This window comes from Blautia sp. MSK17_66, assembly GCF_020538025.1.
Lineage (GTDB): Bacteria > Bacillota > Clostridia > Lachnospirales > Lachnospiraceae > Blautia_A.
Genome location: NZ_JAJBNQ010000027.1, coordinates 15619 through 33282, shown reverse-complemented (window position 1 = coordinate 33282; position 17664 = coordinate 15619). Strand labels below are relative to the sequence as shown.

Here is a 17664-nt window from a genome sequence, read left to right as displayed (position 1 = left end):
CTGTTTTCCTCCTTAGATTCCGAAAAGTTCCATTTCTTCGATGATCGCTTCTTCTTCGGCTGTAATCTTCGCCGTCACATCATCTGCGCTTTGTGTTTTAATGCCTTCCGGTGCTTTTTTGAAATTCTCCATCATCCAGCCAACACAGGCGGCGACCGCCGGACGTTCTTCGATCTGCACATCGAAGATTTCCTTTGCTTCCTCTGCCGTCATCCATGTTTCAGCATTGATCAGATCTGTGACCTGTTCTTCTGTCACACCTTCTTTCACCCGTCCCATATATATGTCCGTGATGCTTTTCTGACATTTATCCAGTTCACTGATCAGCCGCTGAAAATCATCCGCATTTCCATACGCCCATGACAACGGTTTGTGAATCATGATCTGCGCACCCGATGACATTACAATCGAATCACAAGCCATCAGGATCACGGATGCGATCGACGCAGCCATTCCGTCCACGATGCCTGTTTTATGTCCGGTATGCCGTGATAAAATGCTGTGAATCGCTATCCCGGCAAATACATCACCGCCGCCGCTGTTGATGTACACCGTCAGTTCTGCCCCCGGTTCAATCTGATTCATAAAGTCTGATATGTCCTGCGGGCATGTATCTTCATCGCACCATGCTTCCCATGTTGAAGAAACAATGTCGCCGTATATATACAGATCCGCTGCATTATTCGATACATTTCTGAATTCCATAAACCCAGTATTTTCAATCTTCTTTGTTTTTGGATTTCTCCGTGAAAAATTGAATTTATTCTTCATCGTTTTCCCCTCCTTCCTGCGATTCTTTTTCATCAGGTTCTGTTCCGGTCGTGTCTGCCCGATCTCCTTCTTCCGGATCCTTCTGCGTTTTCTGATCCGTTTCCAGCTGTATAGGAAGCACGCTTTGCTACTGTGCATTTCCTGCTTTTTCGTACTGCTTTCCAACTTCTGTGATCGGAATATAATTTCCGTTCACGATCAGCTGATCGCCGCCTTCTGCATCCATCAGATCCAGTTTTCGTCGGCATTCATTCACTTTTTGAATTCCGTTCTGGACACCTGTTGCGAAAATCTCCATCTGTGTCTTGCTGTCAGTTCTTAGTAAAACTTTTTCGTTCAGTTTGTAATATTTTCCTTCGCTGAAAGCTTCTTCATCTGTCAATAACTTATAATTGACTTCTTCTTCGTACTGCTTTAACACAAAAAGCATCGTATCTGTCAGGAATGACAACTGCTGCATTTCGCTGTTGCTGTACGAAGATTTTGTATAATCATTGATCTGATTCGGCTTGATTCCGAATGCAGCTGCAATCTGAAGTGCTGAATATTTCTTTAATTCGATGAACTGGCTGTCCGAAAGTTTAATATCCAGCGGCGTCAGTTTCATCCCAAGTGGAACCGGAATGATTTTTCCGGCATTTTTTGCACCTGATCCGAATTCTTCAAATGCCTGCACCAGTTTTTCTTTCAAATCTTTGTTCAGATCTCCTGTGTATTCCAGCGTTGCTTTCCCAGTCAGTCCGCTTTCATATAAACTGTTCAGATAGTCCTGTGATGCCGCTGCGCCCTCCACAGTTGTCTTCAATATTGCCTGCACAGGAAGCCCCGTAATACCATCCAAGCTGTGTGATGTCTTGAAATGCAGGACTTCATCTGTCCCGAACACATATTGCTGCCCGCTGTATTTATCGTTGTAGACGTACCAGATCTTTCCCCTTCCTCCGAAGTATCCTTCATCATCCACTACGATCTGCACGCAGTTCGACGGCATGATCCACAAGTCCATGACTTTGTATTCTCCGCCGTATTTTTTTCTTTTGAACTTCGACCTGACATATACATACGCATTTCCGAAGTGGTTTCGGTTCATCTCCACAGCATTCCAGAAAGCTGTGGGCGTCATAAATGGATTCGGTCTGTTTTTCAGCAGTTTCGCAACATCCGACAGTTCTGGTTCAATGATCCCTTTGTCTGTTTTTTGATAATATTTCCACGGTATTTTTGCCAGCGTTTCAGACATCATTTTCAAGCATGTGAAGTACGTTACTTCCGCCATCACATCCTTGTTTTTTCTTTTCACACCAAGCCATTCAAGAAATGATTCTTCCTTCATCGCTGGCGATGTTTCCACGGTGAAGTTCATTTTTTTCGCAATCCATCCTTTGAACTTCTGCCATACATTCAACCTGCATCACCCCCTCGCCTGTTTTTTCTTGCTTGCTTCATATAGTTTCAGCCATTCTTCGACCGATTCTGCTGTATTCTGTTTCACTTCACCTTTCATTGCAGCTGTCCATGCGTCAATAATCGCATCTATCACGTCGATTCGTTCTGTCTGATACTCTTTGTCGATCTTGATTTCTCCGAAACTGTTGGAAGTTGTCTTTGCATTCGCGATCGACCATTTGATCATCGCGTTTCCATCGTGTTCCACATTTCCGGATTCAATTTCAAGTTTGAAATCAACCGTTGCATCATTCAGTGCCTTTGCTGACTGTGTTACAGCCACGCTGTCGAATCCCAATGCTTCCAGATCAGTCAGGAAAGCTGACGCATTATGCGGATCGTAAAGAATAAATTGCACATCCAGTTCATAATCGGTGATGATTTTTTCCAAGTAGGTTAAAATATACCGATAGTCAGTTTTTACCCCGCCCATCGTTTCTGTTACCGTTACAAGTCCGTCGCGGATCCATAAGTCATATTCCGTCCGGTCTGTTTTGATATGTTCTTCAACCCTTCTTTTTGGTATGAAACTGTGTGCATGAACAAAATATTTTCTGACATCATCTTTCAAGAACGGAAATACGATCGCCAGTGATGTCAAATCTCCACCAGCAGAAAGATCCAGTCCCACATAGCACTTCTGTCCCCGAAAATCCTCTAGTGTCTTCTTTGTTGCGCCATTTTGCCACAATTCCATGTCTTTCAAATAGACATCATTCGTCCATTGAATCCACATGTTCAGCTGTTTCACAATGAAATCGCGCAAACTGGATCCGCCCATTTCTTTCGCTGTTTCAGCAATCGGAACCATGTTTTCAAGTGCTTCCGGATCATATTGCAGAATCGGATTCGCCTTGATCCAGTTCTTCGGTGTCCACATGTCGTCTGTTTCATCCATTTGTGCGATGTATATGAACTGCGAATCATTGTGTGCAATGCCTTTCAGCACCTTCACGCAATATTCATACAATGCATAACATGGTGACTTCAGATCGAACCCTGCTGTCGTGATCACACTGATCAGCGCAGATTTCATCTTCTTGATTCCGCCTTCCAGAAGTTTGTACATCTGGTCGTTTTTGTGTGCATGGTATTCATCAACAATTCCAAGATACGGGCGGAATCCGTCGATTGACTTCGTATCTCCTGAAAGTGCCTTTATTTTGCTATGTGTCAGCAAACAATCTATTGTGCTGTTGTGTTCGTGGACGCAGAAGCATTCATCCAGATCAGGATCTGACCGGATAAACTTCACAATTTCATTGAATACGATCAGCGACTGATCTTTTTTCGTTGCTGTGCAGTATATCTGACCGTATTTGTACTTCTCAAAATTTCCGTAATATGCAGCCAGAATTCCATTCAGAAAAGATTTACCGTTCTGTCTTCCAAGTTGCACATATGATGTTCGGAATCTTCTGTGTCCGCCTGTTTTTGTCCGCCATCCGTTCAGATTTCCGAGAATAAAACACTGGAATGCGTAACATTCGACCTGTTCTTCCTCTTCGCCTTCTGCGATGGTCAATGTTTCAGCGAATTCAATGATTCTTTCCGCCTGCTCCACATCAAAATAGTATTTATATGGCGCAGCCTTTGACTTTTCGATGTCGTCCAGATGACGCTTGCAGGCAAGTTTTACCAGATCCCCGGCAATTATTTTTCCCGCAAGGACATCCGCAGCGTACTGTGTCGTTCTGTCCTGCATCGCATCATCACGCAAACTTGTCTTTAAATTTGTTTGTCTTCGGTGCTTCCGGTGCTTTTGGAATAATCAGGCGGCATCTTGACGATACTGTCAGTCCAAAATCTGCTGCACCCTGTCGGCACTGTTTGAAATACCTGTCCTGAATGATCGCCAGACGTTCCACCTGACTGTTCACAACCTCATGTTCTGCCATGATCGGATTGCCTTCTGCATCTTTTTTCCCTGTGTCATATGCCACAGTTACCATCAGCGGCTGCTTTGCGATCGTTTCTGTCACTTCTCTGTATTTCTCCTGCGCGATCACTAACCGCGCCAGTGCTTCCACGTCCAAGTTTGAAATCAGGTCGATCGCCCGCAGTTCTTTCACCGTTTTTCTGAATGCCTTTTTCTGCGTAGCTGTCAGGTATGACGGCGGCGTCACTCTGTCCGACGGTGCTTTCACTTCCGTCCGTTCTCTTTCTGCGATCTCTGCCTTTGTCAGATGTTTCTTTCCTTTTGCTTGTACCAGCGCGATCGGCTGTCGTTGTCCTGCCATTATATCGACCTCCTTTCCCGCTGCTTTTCCTTGCGGATTGTGTCAGAATCTGACACATGACCGTTTGCCCTTATATCTGAAATTTCCGTGGGGAGTTTTCTCCACAGAATAGAGGGAGCGCGACTAATCCAGCCCGGTCAAAACTTTTTCGATACCCCCTGCCCCTTTCCAGTGCTGCCGGATAATGTTCCGCAACAGCTCCTGCGTCTGTCTTTTCGTTGCTTCGTCCTTCTTGTACAGCGCACTGATGATACCGTGGTTTCCATTGCTTAACGGGAATAGGTTTTCCACATTCAAACGCTGCGTCCAGTCTTCTTCTATCTCCGTGATGTGGTGTACCATGTCAGCCACAACAATCTTGTGTTGAACATAGTACGCATACATGTCCAAGTCGTCATATAAAGACAGTGCAAACGCCCGTACTTTGCGCCATTCTGCCGACACATAGAAAGCCGCTGCTTTCTTATTTCTTCGGCGCAGATTGTATTCCATATGCCTTGACATCTTGTCGCTTTCCTTTGCTTCACAGTCCGGACACAGGCGTAATTCCTGCGGTATCAATACCCCGCATTTACATCTGTGTAATAGCACTATGTACCACCTTCTTTCGTGCTATATATGCACTGCACGCAGGCATCTTTGCAGATGCCCGTTGCAGTGTTCAGAAGGGCGTGGAAACGGCAATAAAAAAGCGACTGCACATTTCTGTACAATCGCTTCTTGCAACTTTCCACGCTATCAGTTTACATCTTTCATCCCACCATTAAAACCCCAGCTTTTCCCCAACTTTTCCCCAAAAAGAAAAGCAAAAAGGATTTCTTTTTAATATTTTTCAACGCCATCTATCCCGAATAACTTCACTGACATTTTCCTGATCAATTCTTTTGACCATCTGGACGGTGTGTTCTTTCCGCAGTTCTGGATGTCTGCAATCTCTTCATACGATACCCCATCAATATAATGCATCTTAAAGGCATCGTATTTGTATACCATTTCTTTCGTTTCATATTCTGCCCGCAATTCTTCCATTGCTCTGTCAATATTCGCAATCATCATCGCTGTCTTCATTTTTGATCTGCGAACACTTCCAAGATGTGCGCCTTCTCCTCTGAATACATCATACTGTTCTTCCTTTAGTTCTTCTTCCTCTGATACTGCGCTTTCAATATGTCTTTTCATTTCGATGTATTCTTCCATCAGCATCCGTGTGTTGTGCAGCACCTGCTGCCTGCGGATCTGTCTTTCCGCTTCCAGTGCTGTCTGCACCACCTTCTTCACGAAGGTTTCTTCATTCTTTTCCTTTTCCTGCTCCATATTTGCCACACCATCCTTCCTTTATTATCCTTTTGTCGTCTTCTTTTTCGGCGGTCTATACTGCTGCCGTTTTGGTCGTTTTACCATCGGAATCCCTCGCCTTCTGCGCTCATTGTTTGACATCCGGCTTTTCTCCTCATAATATCGCCGCCATAACTCTCTTTTTCTGATCTGTGTTTCTGTCATCGTATTATTTTCATGTATACGCCTGAAAACCTCTGATATTTTGTCAGCCACCTGCCGTATATTCTCCATCATTTCCGCAAATGTCATATTCAGCTTCACGGCTGCATCACTGATCATTTTCAATGTTTCTGCTGCCTTATCCGGCGACAGATTCCATTCTGCTTCTGTTTTTCTGATCACTTTTTCCACTTCCTCCGGTTCAACCTGCATTTTAGCCGCAATATAGAATTTTCTGTCTTCATATGCTGGAAGATCTTCGATTTTTCGGATTTCTGCATCTTCTGTTTTCTTTTTTTCTTCCGGTAGTGAAATATCATTTACAGGAATTACCATTTCCGGCTTCTGGTCTTTTTCTTCGATCTGAATTCCGCCTTTTTTATATTTTTTCATTCCGATCTTCATTTTTGTTTCTTCGATTGCCTGTCCTACTTTTCTAAACGCTTCTTTCAGCCCCATATCGTCACATCCTTCCTTTTCGCCTAATTGAAAGGTAATTCTTCGTCGATGCCTTCCGGTATATTCATAAATCCATCATTTTCCGTCTGATCCGGTTTTTGATGTCCTCCTGCTCCGCCGGATCCCTCTGCTGTCGCTTTGCTTTCTGCGAATTCAATGTCTTCCGCGATCACTTCCGTCGTGTATACTTTGATATTGTCTTTATTTGTGTAGCTTCCCGTCTGGATCCGCCCGGTCAATACAATCTTCGTTCCCTGATGCACATACTTTTCCACAAATTCCGCACTTTTTCCAAAAGCAACGCAAGAAGGAAAGTCAGCATCTTGCTGACCTTCCTGTTTTCTGCCCCTTCGATCGACCGCAAGCGTAAATCTTACAATCGCCATCGGATCCTGTCCCTGTGTGTATCTCACCTGCGGATCCCGTGTTAAACGTCCCATCAAAATCACTTTGTTCATGTTTTTCTTCCTCCTGCTTTATATATCCCACTGGAATTAGTATTCTTCTTTCTCCTTTGTCTTCAACGTCGTATACTTCCCCTGTTGCAAGTACAATCTGTGTTTTGCTCATTCTCGCCTTTCTAACAGCCTTTCGGTCATCTGTTCATACAGCTTTTTGAATATATCTCTTTCCGTCCTTGTCTTGATCAGTTCTTCATTTGTTTCCGTCTGTACTTTTTCTTCCGTCTTTTTCTCCTCTGCTTTTTTCTCTTCTTTCTGATCAGTGACAACTGTTTTGTCCTTCGTCGCCCCCCCCCCCCGCATCGCCTAAACCGATCGAGATCATCAGTCCTATGTCGATGTTCTGCATCTCCTGCGCTGTACACACCCCGATGTATTTTCCAATGCGTTCCACAGCGACTGTGTGGATCTGTTCACACAAAACAGTGCTGACGCGCCCTGTTGATCGGATCGTGCAATGTGTCGGAAGTTCATTCTTCGGCTGCGTTGTCAAATATACAACTTCCAGCGTCTGACTGTTTTTATTATTTTTATCATTGCTGACAATCACGCCCGGTCTGTCTGCCTGCTGTTCGCTCCCTGTGTTGTATCCGCCCCGGCTTATATAATAGATTTCTCCTCTTTTTACATCATCTTTCGGAAGTGTTGTTATCTGCATCTTTCTTTTCCCCTTTCCTGTCCATTTCTTTAATACCCTGACCGATTGCATTTACTGCAATTACGATCAGTCCCACAAGAATCACTGCTGCCAGTATCATCACAAGCCAGATCAGCAACGATCCTGTTGCATTTATCACTCTTTCGATGTTCATCTGCATCATGATCCGACTTCCTCCTTGTATTGTTCCTTCAGCATAATCATTCTTTCTTCCTGCTGCTTCTTGATTTTTTCATCCTTCATGATCAAACGCTGGATTGTCTGCGCCCTGCTCCGGATCTGTCTATGCAATTTGATCTGTCGTTCTACCTGCTGCCGTTTCTGAATCAGGAACTGCATTTCATGGTCTACAATCAGCACTGTGTATTTCTTTCCGCATTCCTGACAGGTAAAATACTGTTCTGTTACGTTGAAGCCCTCCGCCTGTCTTGCAATAACTCTAGTTTTCACATTTATGTGTTCAATTACAGATCCGCAGACATCGCAGACAACTTCTGATCCGTTTCTGTACGCTTCTTCATTGAATTTCTTTTCCATGTCGTTCTCCTTTCCTATGTCGCAGGCATCAGGATGTCTTGACTGTTTTCTTGATCCAGCTGCGCGTGTGCGGGCATTACCCCGCACATATGCGCCATCATTGCAGCGATTGCTGTGTCAAATTCCGGTTCCAGCTTTTCGTACTGATCATCCGGCATCGTTTCCCACAGCTTCGTCTGAATTTCTCTGATTCCGATCATAGCGTTCATCAATCTATCCTGTGTCAACAGCTTCTTCGCACTGTATTTCTTCAATTCTGGCTTTACAAATTTGTTTCTATCTGCCATCAGTCTTCATCCTCCAAGTCAATCAGTCCCAATGCTTCCGCATCGTAGACATCCATAATCCCGATGACAGCATATCCTTCAATGATCGCACTGGATGTCTGTGCATCGTCGGCGCATGTGATGCATACACGCATCTGTTCACCTGTTGATCTTCCATCACGGAATGCAAGCAGTGTCAAAATGTCCTTTTCTCTGTATCCTGCCTGATCCTCTTTCACAATCATGTGGCGGATCTTTCCTTCTTTGATGTCTTTGAATAATTCCGCTGACACTCGCATCATTCGCGCTTTCTTTTCATCCGAAGGCAGGTTCTGCATCTTTTCTTCCTGCTCCATTTCAGTCAGCTTTTTCGCCGTTTCCCTGTCGATTGCCGCCTGTTCTTCGTCATACCGCTGTTCCGGCGTCTTTTCAGCTTCCGCTTTATCAACATAACGATCACAATCCTGACATGTCCCTGTTTTCACGTTGCATTCTGAATATCGCTGGCATGAATAGCAAAGCGATGTAATGCTTTCCGGATGTGCCTGCTGCCATTCTTCTTCCTGCTCCTCTGCCGTTTCCTCCTTTCCCCATTCCTCCGGATCTTCCGGCAAATTCATCTGTCCCGGAATCTCTGCTTTTTCTGCTGCTTCTTCGATCTCTTTCTTTGCCTGCTTCACTTCTTTTAATGACAGCCCGTCTTCTTTGTACTTTTCCAGCAGTTCCATCTGCTTGTCCTCTGCCATTCCGCTAATTTCATATGCTGCCGAAAAGGTCAGGCGACCTTCTTTCAGTTCTGCCGAAAATTCCGGAATCAAATGCTTGTTAATACTTTCAATCTGTGCAATCTTCGTTCCGGTCGTGTTCATAATTGAAGCGATCACGTCACGCAGACGCCCGCTGTCCAGTTTGTACCCCTGAAGCGTCAATCCATTATCCTTCATGTACTGAAGTGATTCCTTCAGGCGTTTTTCCTCTTCCAACATGTCCGCGATCGTCTTATCGCGATACGCATTCGCAATGATCAGCTGTACCATTTCTTCATTCTCTTCAGCTGCGCTTTTGATCTGGCATGTCACCGTTTCAAAATCTTCATATCCCTTTTCCAGTAACAAATTCAATGCACGCCATCTTCTTTCCCCGGCGATGATCTTATATTCTCCGCGTTCACAGGGCGCATATGCTACTGTCATATTCTCCATCAAACCGACCGCCAAGATTTCCTGTGCCAGCTGTTCAATTCCCGGCATCGAATAAAAATTCCTGTCATTGCTGTAAATCTTCCGGATGCTAATGTCCCGTGTCCGGAATCTTGCTTTCGGTTTCTCTTCTGCTGCTGCCTTGCTGTTTTTATTTAAGGCATCCATTACGCTCCATCCTGCTGCCATGTTTATTCCTCCTCTGCTTTTATCGTGATCGTTATCTGTTCCAGCACCTTCCGGCTTGCGTTCTTCACATCCGCGTGTGAATCACTTCTGTCTTTTTCTATGTACTTCTGAATCAAACGCTTTGTCTTCTCCGGATCCAGAATGATCTTAAACTTCGCAATCGCTTCATCGAACCTTTTCTGTATCTGTTTATCCGTCATATTGTTATCATCAATTTCACGAAATATCGGTTCCGCTTCCGATTCGTCGATCTGATCAATAATGTCTGTGATCTCCTCTTGTAGATCCTGCATTTTCTTTTTCAGTTCGTCCGCCTGCTTTGCTCTGTCCTGAAGCTGATTAAATGTCTTCAGGCTGATCGTTACCTGTCCATCAATTTCCATGTCTATCCCTCCATATCTTTCAGCAGTTCCGTCACAACATTCCGATAGTCCTGTGTGACAATACAATTTTTAGAAAACTTCGGAAGCGGTACGCGCTGCATGGTTGCCTTTTCCGCAATGATGGATCTTCTAACAGCCGTCACGAAGCAATCCTGTCCAGATGATTCTTTCAGCCATGCTTCCACCTGAAGGCTTGTCTGGTTCTTCTGTCGCATAGTCATTAAAATCTTCATGCGGATCCGGTCGTTCAGGCTTCGCAGATCTTCCAGCTGTTCATCCATATTCGCAATCGCTTCAATTTCAAATCCGCCGATCTTAACCGGAAGGATCACAAGATCTGTCGCCACCAAAACATTCGTCACGGTCATATCCAGCAGCAGCCCACAATCAACCACGCAATAATCATATACGTCCTGCACTTCCAGCATTGCAGCCGCAAAGCGAAGGATCTGATCTTCTTTTTCGTTCAGCAGCAGATTCATGTTAGTCCGCATTAAATATCCATTTGCTGTGATGATGTCAATATTGTGATACGGTGTTGTCTGGATCAGGTCTGTTGTCTTGTAAGATCCTCCGACGCTTCTGTGTCTTTCCAATAATTCAGACATCCCGATCCCTTCCGGTTTATATCTGTCATACAGCATTGATACATTGCCTTGCTGATCCGCATCGACCAGCAACACCTTCTTCCCCTGTTCTTCTCCCAGCAGGTAAGCGATCGAAGCCGCCGTCATTGTTTTGCCGATCCCGCCCTTCTGGTTCATAATTGCGATTGTTTTCATGATGTGTACCTCCTATTTCACAATTTTGAATTTTTTTCTGTTTCTTTTTGCCTGTTCCTCCGTGATGATATATTCATCACATTCCTGTTTCCACTTATCCGGATTCTTCGTATCTCCGTCATACCATCTGCACCACTCGCAGGCGTCGCAAAATATCTTTGCATCTCCTGCCGTTTTATCTTCGCTGTATAGATTGTTCGCGCAGTGATTGCATATGCAGCCGCCGCAAGGAAAAGCATAATCACTTCGCTTCATAGTATTCGTTATACTTGCAACGCTTGCACTTTCGATCCAGCGTCCCATCATCCGGATTTCTGCACCCGGTACATTCTCCGCGGCTGCTGATCATTGCTTCCTTGAATCCGAATTTTTTGTGCCTTTGTGCCAGTTCACAGTTCTTCAGTGCTTTCCTTGCCTGTTTGGATCTTTCTTCTACTCTTTGAAAATAATACATTTCACTTTCCCGTTCTTTCTGATCATCAGGTTCTGTTCTGACATTGCATCTTCTCTGTTTCCAGTATCAATTTTCTTCAGGTTGATATATTCTTGTAGCACCCGGATCGCTTCTTCTGCCCCATAGCAAACTGTGCAGTAATGTCCTGCTGCCGCCAGTGCCTTCAGCATTTTCTTCTGACTGTCTTCCAGTCTTCCGGTATCGTATTTCATTTCAATGTACAAACCGTTGTACATTCCCATCGGAACCGGAAGACACAGATCCGGAATCCCAGCTTTCACGCCCATCTGCTTCAATTTCACTGCTTCCGCTTTGTTGCGGCTCCCCCCATTCGGGCAATGATGCAGCAGTTCCAGTTCCGGATGCGCGTTCTGGTTCCATCGCGCCCAGTCCATGACGCTCATTTGCTCTGTATCCTCGCTTCTTCTTGCGTATCTTCGATTCACTCTTCTTCCTCCTTGCATATGTTCCAATATTTGCAGAACAGGCAGCAGTGATGACATTGCTGGATCCTGATCATATGGATCATGTGTCTGATCTTCTTCGTGATGTTCCTGATCATCCGCGCCCCTCCTCTGCTTTCTTTTTCTCTTCTTTCAGCTGTTGCGCTCGATCCATAATCTTTGTGTTGTATGTATACTTCACAACGCCCTGATCCCACAGATTCGCTTTTGCGCCCTGCTTCCCGTAGTTATAAACTGCCAGCGTATAGTACGGAAGATCTTCATCTGGTACTGTTCCGCGAAGATCGTTCTGGATTTCTGACAGATAATTCACGCCAACCAGCACATTCTGATATGGATTCTTCAAGTCATACGCTCCCAGTTCTTCCATCCTTTGCATATGCCATTTTTCCGACACCTGCATCAAACCGATTGACGTTCCATTGTCGCCTTCAGCGTCCCATCTGCATCGGGATTCCTGTTCGATCAATGCAAAAACCATTTCATAATCGACGCCATTCTGTTCGCATACAATGTATGTATATACCTGAATGATCGTCGGCAACTCTCCGCCTGCTGCCTTGCATTCTTCAGATATTTCATGATAATAAAATCCTGTCACTTGATCGCTCCCCCAGTCCTGCGACATTGTATTCCACGGAAAATCATATGTACCGTACAGACTTTTGCATCCATATACATCCGTCATGTCTGTCTGCTCCACTGGATCCTGCCGATCATACAATTCTTCGATCTGCTCCTGCTGCTGCCGGATCTCCTGATCCCATGCCTGCACCTGCTTTTCAAATTCGTGCATTTGTATTGTCAGCACCAGCAGAAAAATGATCAGCGGCATCGCAAGCATTGCCGGATGCCTTGCAATGAAATCCCATACAGCACATACGATCTTCAAAGTCTTCCTGATCAGTCTTTTGATCTTTCTTCGTGCTGTTCTCCTACTTCTTGCCCTTGTCATGTGCCGTTCCTTTCCTCAACCGCATCCGCCCGTATATGTAGAACCTGCCGTTGAACGTGTTATATTTCACTTCTGCTTCAGCAAAATCATATTTATCGCCATACCATTTCATCAAATGATCGCAGACATTCAGATCTCCTTTTACGATCCTGTCCACATCCTTCTGTTTCGTTTTGTAATGATTGACTTTTTCTTTCGGTTTCCGCAGTCCCTTTGATGCACACCATGTCTTTTGATACTTTCCTTTTTTGCTTTTCTCTTTCGTGATGTACCTTGCCATTCCGACCAGACCGTTTTCATCCCTCTGAAGCCTTCTGATCTCATTTCTTTTTCCAAGATTCCAGACTGCTTCAACCGTGTCCATATCCACATCGCCATCCATAACGATGTGATGATGCCAGCGTCCTTTTTCACTGCATTCTGTGACATACACATATCTTGCATTACTCAATCCCTGCTTCTTCCGCTGGTAATTCAGTCGCCTGATATAGTTCTGCATGTTCTTCGTTGTCACTTCCATCGAAGCAGGCATATTGTCATCCGTGTATGTGAATGTCGCCCATATATCTCTATCCGTGAAGTTCTCACTGATCACCCTTTCGCACATCTTTTTACTGTTTTTATCATTCAGATTCTTCTGTGCCTGTCTTTGCCTTTTTCTTTTCCCTTCATCCGGGATCTGATCTTTCTGTCCCTTTGTAAACTCTGGATAGATTTTCACTTCCAGCTGATCACCTGATCGAATCTCCTTCGTTGCATAGATGCTTTTCACCTTGCCTTCCTTCAGGATCCTTTCTTCGTTTGCTTCCTCCATCTTATCCAAACTATTCTTATACGCTGCTTCATAGTCATAAGGGACATATACAGCCTTCCTTCTTTTCTTTCTCATTCCCTTTACTTCCTTTAGTTGAATTGTTAGTATCCATTACAAGGTCGTTTTAGGAAGTTCAGAAAAGCGCGGATTCATTGACTTTTCAGGCTGTCCGGTGTACAATATCTTTGATGTGTACTATGGTTTTCGGGCATCGTCCTGAAGCCACTGTGAAGCCTTCTGGTGCCGCCAAGCATACCAGAGGGCTTTTATATTACCCTGCTTTTCTAACGTCCTGCATCGCCTTCCTGACGTTCACTGTCATCCTTCTTTCTCTTCTCCTCTCCCAGAATTATCTTTCGGAAGATGCTTTCAAATATCGGAACCGCTATGCTATTCCCCGCCTGTTTATACAGTGTCATGTAATATCTTCCTTTTCTCTCATGTACAGCTTTTGCTGCTTCAAATTCTTCGTCTGTATATCCCATCAGCCGCCAGCATTCCCGTTCTGTCAAATATCTGTATCGTCCTGATCCACAATCAATCACCTGTGCTGGTGTTCTATCCTGCCGTGTTGTAATCGTGTAGGCAAAATCTTTGATCACCGTCGCCCTTTTTATCCCTGACGCGCCGATCACGTTATATACAGATGGCTGTGTGACGTTATATACTTCTGGAACATTTTCGTTATCTTCCAAAAAATCGCTGATCTTACGCATAGGCGTCCTGATCAGACTTGTGAAATCAAATTTTTCACCATTCAGGCAGCTGATTGTAAACACTCTTTCGCGTGCTTGCGGCAGCCCGAATTCTCTTGCATCTAAAACATCGTAATTATTTGTATAGCCCATTCGTTCCATCTCTTTTTGATAACGCACAAAATTCGCAATCATATGTTTCGATGTCACATTTTTCACATTTTCCCAGATCACATATTTCGGTTTCCATTCCCCCATCTGGTCAATAATGTGAATCGTTTCCCACATTAAACTTGATCTTGTTTCGCTTCCTTCGTCCGCCCCTCTTTGATGTCCGGCTATACTGAAATCTTGACACGGACTTCCATGTATCAAAATATCCGGCTTCAGGTTCCACCCCACGACAGACTGTGTTTTATATGGCAGTTCTTCACTAAACATATTGTTATAAGATCGGACTGCTTTTTCATCAATTTCAACGTAGTCGATCGCTTTTGTTGGTATCTTTAGATTTCGCAATGCACATCGCGGGCTTCCTATTCCTCCGAATAGTTCCAAAATCTGCACTGGTCTTTCTTCTGTTGCTGTCATCTGTTCATTTTCCTTTCTATGTACCGCCTTCCGGCATAATCAATCTGCGCTGATCAGCGCAGTCATATATATCACCACATCCCTTCCGGCAACATCTGACGCTGCGTTGTTGCTTTTCGCATTAAAAAGCATCTGAAAACCTGTTGGACATCCGCATAGAATTCTGGCAGTCTATGCCCGCCGCTATTTTTCCACAGTGTTCATCGGACGGCTATCAGCTTGCCATCGTCAGCGATCACGTTGCCATCGTGACCGGACGGGGCTTGCGCCCCGTTTCGGCTTCACTCTCCGTTGAACATTTCTTTCAGAAGATCTTTGATGCCTGCTGCCACTTCCTGCCCTGCTTCCGCAAGCTGTTTGATCAGATCTTTCTGTTTTTCCATTTCTTCCTGTGTCGGAATCTCTACTGCTTTGCTATCCTGTTCCATCCCTTTAAAGATCGCATATATCACCAACATACAATCTTCTTTCGTTTTGAACTCCGCGATCTCCTCTGCGCATCCATCAAATACCTGAATCGTATGCCTGATGTTTTCACTCTTTCTTTGTTTGTAGTCTTTTGATTCTTCATATCCGATCCCTTCTATGTGACCAGACATGTTATAAATCCGCGTTTTGTCCTGCGATAAAATGTACATTTCTTCACCTTCTTAATAGTCATAATCAATATTTTCATCTGCTTCTGTGTAATATTCCCCGTCATAGCCTTTCGCCATTAGTTGATCGTAGCAGTCCCAGCAAACCAGTCTGAACGGGATCCCATTGCAATCCCGTGTGAACTGCATGTCACTTCGTTGCACCGGATGCCCGCACACGGGACATGTCCGGATGTCAGTCGATCTTTTCTTTGTCACTGTCGTTCCTCCTTTCTGTTCTCTTTCATCAGCCAGATAGTTTCATCATCGTTACAAATTCCGAAGTATTCATCTGTCCGTGTAAAGTTGAATTCAATTCCATAAAACTGTCTGATTGCTAACTTGAAAACTTCCCATCTATCCTGGCAGCTTTTGCATGTACGATCCCAATATCCGAAGCCTATTCCCTGATCTGGATCACCAATTCCCGGCGTCGCTTTTCTTCGTTCTTCCAGCGCCTGATCCCATGCCTTGATCGTTTCTTCCAGTTCTCCGCCCATTTCTGTCATCATAAATTTTTTAATATTCAGCTTCATATTCTTCCGCCTTTCATATGTACTTCCCCGATCCTTTTCGGGGAACAAATTATATTGCCTTCTGTGCCATGTCTGCGCTGTACTGCTTCCGGTTTCCGTTTTCTGCGCCACCTCTTTTCAGTTCGTGGTAGATGGTGGCTCTGTGAACGTCCATTGCTTCCGCGATCTCTTCTGCACACTTTCCCTGCTTGCACATCGCTTCAATGGCTTTCCGGTCTTCATAATTCAATCTTTTATATTTCCTTGCCACGTTCTCATTCTCCTTTCCTTTGTAAATAAAAAATGCGGTAAGAGTTTTTACGCTCTACCGCATTCTGCTTTTTGAGTAAAAAAAATAAATGCGGCAGAGGTTTAATGCCTCTTGTCGCATTTAATTTTAAAACTTATAAATTTTTTTAAATTTTTTTAAAAAAAGAGAAAACAGGCCTGTTTTTCCGTAAAAATCCACTGCAGACCTGTTTCCTTTTTACTTATTCCCTTTGAAAAATCAGCCAAGATCGATCTTGAGGTCACCTGGTTTGATAATTCCTTTTGCACGGAAAACCTTACCGATCGCCCAGGTAATCGCCAGCGGCAGCACAAAACAGATCAGGATCATTCCGATCCAGTCAGCTGCTCCCGTGGTATAACCTTCTGGCATCTGTGTCCAGCCGGTAATAACGCCGATCGGGCCTACCAGCCCGGAAGTTCCCATTCCGGAAGAGATGGCCGGACCATTGTTGCGCATATGGAACACGCAGGTTGCGATCGGACCGGTGATCGCAGAAGTGATCACCGGCGGAAGCCAGAGAACCGGTTTTTTCATAAGATTCGGAACCTGAAGCATGGACGTTCCAAGCCCCTGAGCCACAAATCCGCCGATCCCGTTATCCGGAAAACTTAAGATTGCAAAGCCCAGCATATGTGCACAGCAGCCCGCTGTGGCCGCTCCGCCTGCCAGTGCCAGTCCGTTCCAGACCTCCATCGTCACGCTTCCGTCCGCGATGCCTGCAAGAACCGCACCTCCACTGATTCCGATCGCAGCACAGATCGCTGCCGAACTGATCGGAAGGGTCAGCACCACGCCAACTACCACCGATACGATGATTCCCATCCAGAACGGTTTTAGATCGGTTGCCCAGCCGATAAAAGAGCCAAGGGCATCACACACATTCTTGCATACAGGAGCCAGAAGCATCGCAAGAACCACGCCGACAATAACAGTCACTGCCGGTGTCACAATAATATCGACCTTCGTCTCCTTGGAAACCAGTTTTCCGATCTCACAGGTGATGACAGCCACAAAAAACACTGCCAGCGGGCCGCCGGAACCACCGATCGCATTGCAGGCTGCTCCCACTGCACATAAAGAATACATGACCAGCGGCGGTGCCTGCAGGGCATGACCGATTGCAAGTGCCATTGCAGCACCTGTCACACTGGTTGCATAACCACCGATCTCCAGAAGTTTTTCTGAGACGAAGCTTCCCGGACACACATTCTGCCCGATCGTATTGATGATCGTACCAATCAACAGTGACGCAAAAAGTCCCAGTGCCATGGATCCCATCGCATCAATGCCGTAGCGTTTGAACGATATGATCACATTCTTTCGTTTCAGAAAGCTTTGTTTTTCGCTTTTCATAATAACTT

At 45.0% G+C, this 17664-nt stretch carries 27 protein-coding genes; all 27 read right to left on the bottom strand.

Annotated elements, in window-relative coordinates; all coding sequences use genetic code 11:
- Positions 1–12: 12 nt before the first annotated feature.
- Positions 13–771, bottom strand: a complete 759-nt coding sequence (locus LIR34_RS13970) for a head maturation protease, ClpP-related (RefSeq protein ID WP_005422853.1) — start codon at positions 769–771, stop codon at positions 13–15.
- The gene (locus LIR34_RS13965) at positions 761–892 is read right to left on the bottom strand and encodes a hypothetical protein (RefSeq protein WP_265107738.1); all 132 of its coding nucleotides are present in this window, start codon (positions 890–892) and stop codon (positions 761–763) included. The genes LIR34_RS13970 and LIR34_RS13965 overlap by 11 nt, the downstream gene beginning before the upstream one ends.
- 6 nt (positions 893–898) lie before the next feature.
- Positions 899–2176 carry a phage portal protein gene (locus LIR34_RS13960; RefSeq protein ID WP_244092330.1) on the bottom strand — a complete coding sequence of 426 codons (1278 nt, stop codon included), beginning with the start codon at positions 2174–2176 and terminating at the stop codon, positions 899–901.
- Between the two features lie 6 nt (positions 2177–2182).
- The gene (locus tag LIR34_RS13955; RefSeq protein WP_244092329.1) at positions 2183–3937 is read right to left on the bottom strand and encodes a terminase large subunit; all 1755 of its coding nucleotides are present in this window, start codon (positions 3935–3937) and stop codon (positions 2183–2185) included.
- A complete protein-coding gene (locus LIR34_RS13950; protein WP_173903029.1) occupies positions 3930–4457 on the bottom strand; it encodes a phage terminase small subunit P27 family in 528 nt (175 codons plus the stop codon). The genes LIR34_RS13955 and LIR34_RS13950 overlap by 8 nt, the downstream gene beginning before the upstream one ends.
- A 123-nt stretch (positions 4458–4580) precedes the next feature.
- Positions 4581–5048 (bottom strand): hypothetical protein, encoded by a 468-nt coding sequence (locus LIR34_RS13945; protein ID WP_173903028.1) that lies wholly within the window; start codon positions 5046–5048, stop codon positions 4581–4583.
- A gap of 231 nt (positions 5049–5279) precedes the next feature.
- Entirely contained in the window at positions 5280–5780 is a 501-nt protein-coding gene (locus LIR34_RS13940; RefSeq protein WP_173903027.1) for a hypothetical protein, read from the bottom strand.
- 15 nt (positions 5781–5795) lie between these two features.
- The gene (locus LIR34_RS13935) at positions 5796–6413 is read right to left on the bottom strand and encodes a hypothetical protein (protein ID WP_173903026.1); all 618 of its coding nucleotides are present in this window, start codon (positions 6411–6413) and stop codon (positions 5796–5798) included.
- Positions 6414–6436: 23 nt separating this feature from the next.
- Positions 6437–6871 carry a single-stranded DNA-binding protein gene (locus LIR34_RS13930; protein WP_173903025.1) on the bottom strand — a complete coding sequence of 145 codons (435 nt, stop codon included), beginning with the start codon at positions 6869–6871 and terminating at the stop codon, positions 6437–6439.
- Between the two features lie 262 nt (positions 6872–7133).
- The gene (locus tag LIR34_RS13925) at positions 7134–7532 is read right to left on the bottom strand and encodes a type II toxin-antitoxin system PemK/MazF family toxin (RefSeq protein ID WP_265107737.1); all 399 of its coding nucleotides are present in this window, start codon (positions 7530–7532) and stop codon (positions 7134–7136) included.
- A complete protein-coding gene (locus LIR34_RS13920) occupies positions 7504–7695 on the bottom strand; it encodes a hypothetical protein (protein ID WP_173903023.1) in 192 nt (63 codons plus the stop codon). The genes LIR34_RS13925 and LIR34_RS13920 overlap by 29 nt, the downstream gene beginning before the upstream one ends.
- The gene (locus LIR34_RS13915; RefSeq protein WP_173903022.1) at positions 7692–8069 is read right to left on the bottom strand and encodes a hypothetical protein; all 378 of its coding nucleotides are present in this window, start codon (positions 8067–8069) and stop codon (positions 7692–7694) included. The genes LIR34_RS13920 and LIR34_RS13915 overlap by 4 nt, the downstream gene beginning before the upstream one ends.
- A gap of 14 nt (positions 8070–8083) precedes the next feature.
- A complete protein-coding gene (locus tag LIR34_RS13910) occupies positions 8084–8356 on the bottom strand; it encodes a hypothetical protein (RefSeq protein WP_173903021.1) in 273 nt (90 codons plus the stop codon).
- On the bottom strand, positions 8356–9723 hold the full coding sequence (locus LIR34_RS13905; RefSeq protein WP_227239618.1) for a ParB/RepB/Spo0J family partition protein: 1368 nt from the start codon (positions 9721–9723) through the stop codon (positions 8356–8358). Before LIR34_RS13905 ends, LIR34_RS13910 begins: the two co-directional genes overlap by 1 nt.
- 2 nt (positions 9724–9725) lie before the next feature.
- Positions 9726–10106 (bottom strand): hypothetical protein, encoded by a 381-nt coding sequence (locus tag LIR34_RS13900; protein WP_173903020.1) that lies wholly within the window; start codon positions 10104–10106, stop codon positions 9726–9728.
- Between the two features lie 2 nt (positions 10107–10108).
- Complete coding sequence (locus LIR34_RS13895) at positions 10109–10888, bottom strand: ParA family protein (protein ID WP_055218464.1); 780 nt, start codon at positions 10886–10888, stop codon at positions 10109–10111.
- 12 nt (positions 10889–10900) lie between these two features.
- Complete coding sequence (locus tag LIR34_RS13890; RefSeq protein WP_173903019.1) at positions 10901–11143, bottom strand: hypothetical protein; 243 nt, start codon at positions 11141–11143, stop codon at positions 10901–10903.
- The gene (locus LIR34_RS13885; RefSeq protein ID WP_173903018.1) at positions 11130–11342 is read right to left on the bottom strand and encodes a hypothetical protein; all 213 of its coding nucleotides are present in this window, start codon (positions 11340–11342) and stop codon (positions 11130–11132) included. The genes LIR34_RS13890 and LIR34_RS13885 overlap by 14 nt, the downstream gene beginning before the upstream one ends.
- Positions 11321–11788 (bottom strand): VRR-NUC domain-containing protein, encoded by a 468-nt coding sequence (locus tag LIR34_RS13880; RefSeq protein WP_265107736.1) that lies wholly within the window; start codon positions 11786–11788, stop codon positions 11321–11323. Before LIR34_RS13880 ends, LIR34_RS13885 begins: the two co-directional genes overlap by 22 nt.
- Before the next feature lie 112 nt (positions 11789–11900).
- Positions 11901–12761 (bottom strand): transglycosylase SLT domain-containing protein, encoded by an 861-nt coding sequence (locus LIR34_RS13875; RefSeq protein WP_173903016.1) that lies wholly within the window; start codon positions 12759–12761, stop codon positions 11901–11903.
- Positions 12742–13650: a rolling circle replication-associated protein gene (locus LIR34_RS13870; protein ID WP_173903015.1), complete on the bottom strand. Its 909-nt coding sequence runs from the start codon at positions 13648–13650 to the stop codon at positions 12742–12744. Before LIR34_RS13870 ends, LIR34_RS13875 begins: the two co-directional genes overlap by 20 nt.
- Before the next feature lie 209 nt (positions 13651–13859).
- Positions 13860–14861, bottom strand: a complete 1002-nt coding sequence (locus LIR34_RS13865) for a DNA cytosine methyltransferase (protein ID WP_173903014.1) — start codon at positions 14859–14861, stop codon at positions 13860–13862.
- 281 nt (positions 14862–15142) lie between these two features.
- Positions 15143–15460 carry a hypothetical protein gene (locus tag LIR34_RS13860; RefSeq protein WP_244092327.1) on the bottom strand — a complete coding sequence of 106 codons (318 nt, stop codon included), beginning with the start codon at positions 15458–15460 and terminating at the stop codon, positions 15143–15145.
- Positions 15461–15511: 51 nt separating this feature from the next.
- Positions 15512–15715 carry a hypothetical protein gene (locus LIR34_RS13855; protein ID WP_227239612.1) on the bottom strand — a complete coding sequence of 68 codons (204 nt, stop codon included), beginning with the start codon at positions 15713–15715 and terminating at the stop codon, positions 15512–15514.
- Positions 15712–16032 (bottom strand): hypothetical protein, encoded by a 321-nt coding sequence (locus tag LIR34_RS13850; protein ID WP_173903012.1) that lies wholly within the window; start codon positions 16030–16032, stop codon positions 15712–15714. The genes LIR34_RS13855 and LIR34_RS13850 overlap by 4 nt, the downstream gene beginning before the upstream one ends.
- A 49-nt stretch (positions 16033–16081) precedes the next feature.
- On the bottom strand, positions 16082–16282 hold the full coding sequence (locus LIR34_RS13845) for a helix-turn-helix domain-containing protein (protein ID WP_173903011.1): 201 nt from the start codon (positions 16280–16282) through the stop codon (positions 16082–16084).
- A gap of 237 nt (positions 16283–16519) precedes the next feature.
- Positions 16520–17656, bottom strand: coding sequence for a PTS transporter subunit IIC (locus tag LIR34_RS13840; RefSeq protein ID WP_161284759.1), 1137 nt, complete (start codon positions 17654–17656; stop codon positions 16520–16522).
- Between the last annotated feature and the right edge of the window lie 8 nt (positions 17657–17664).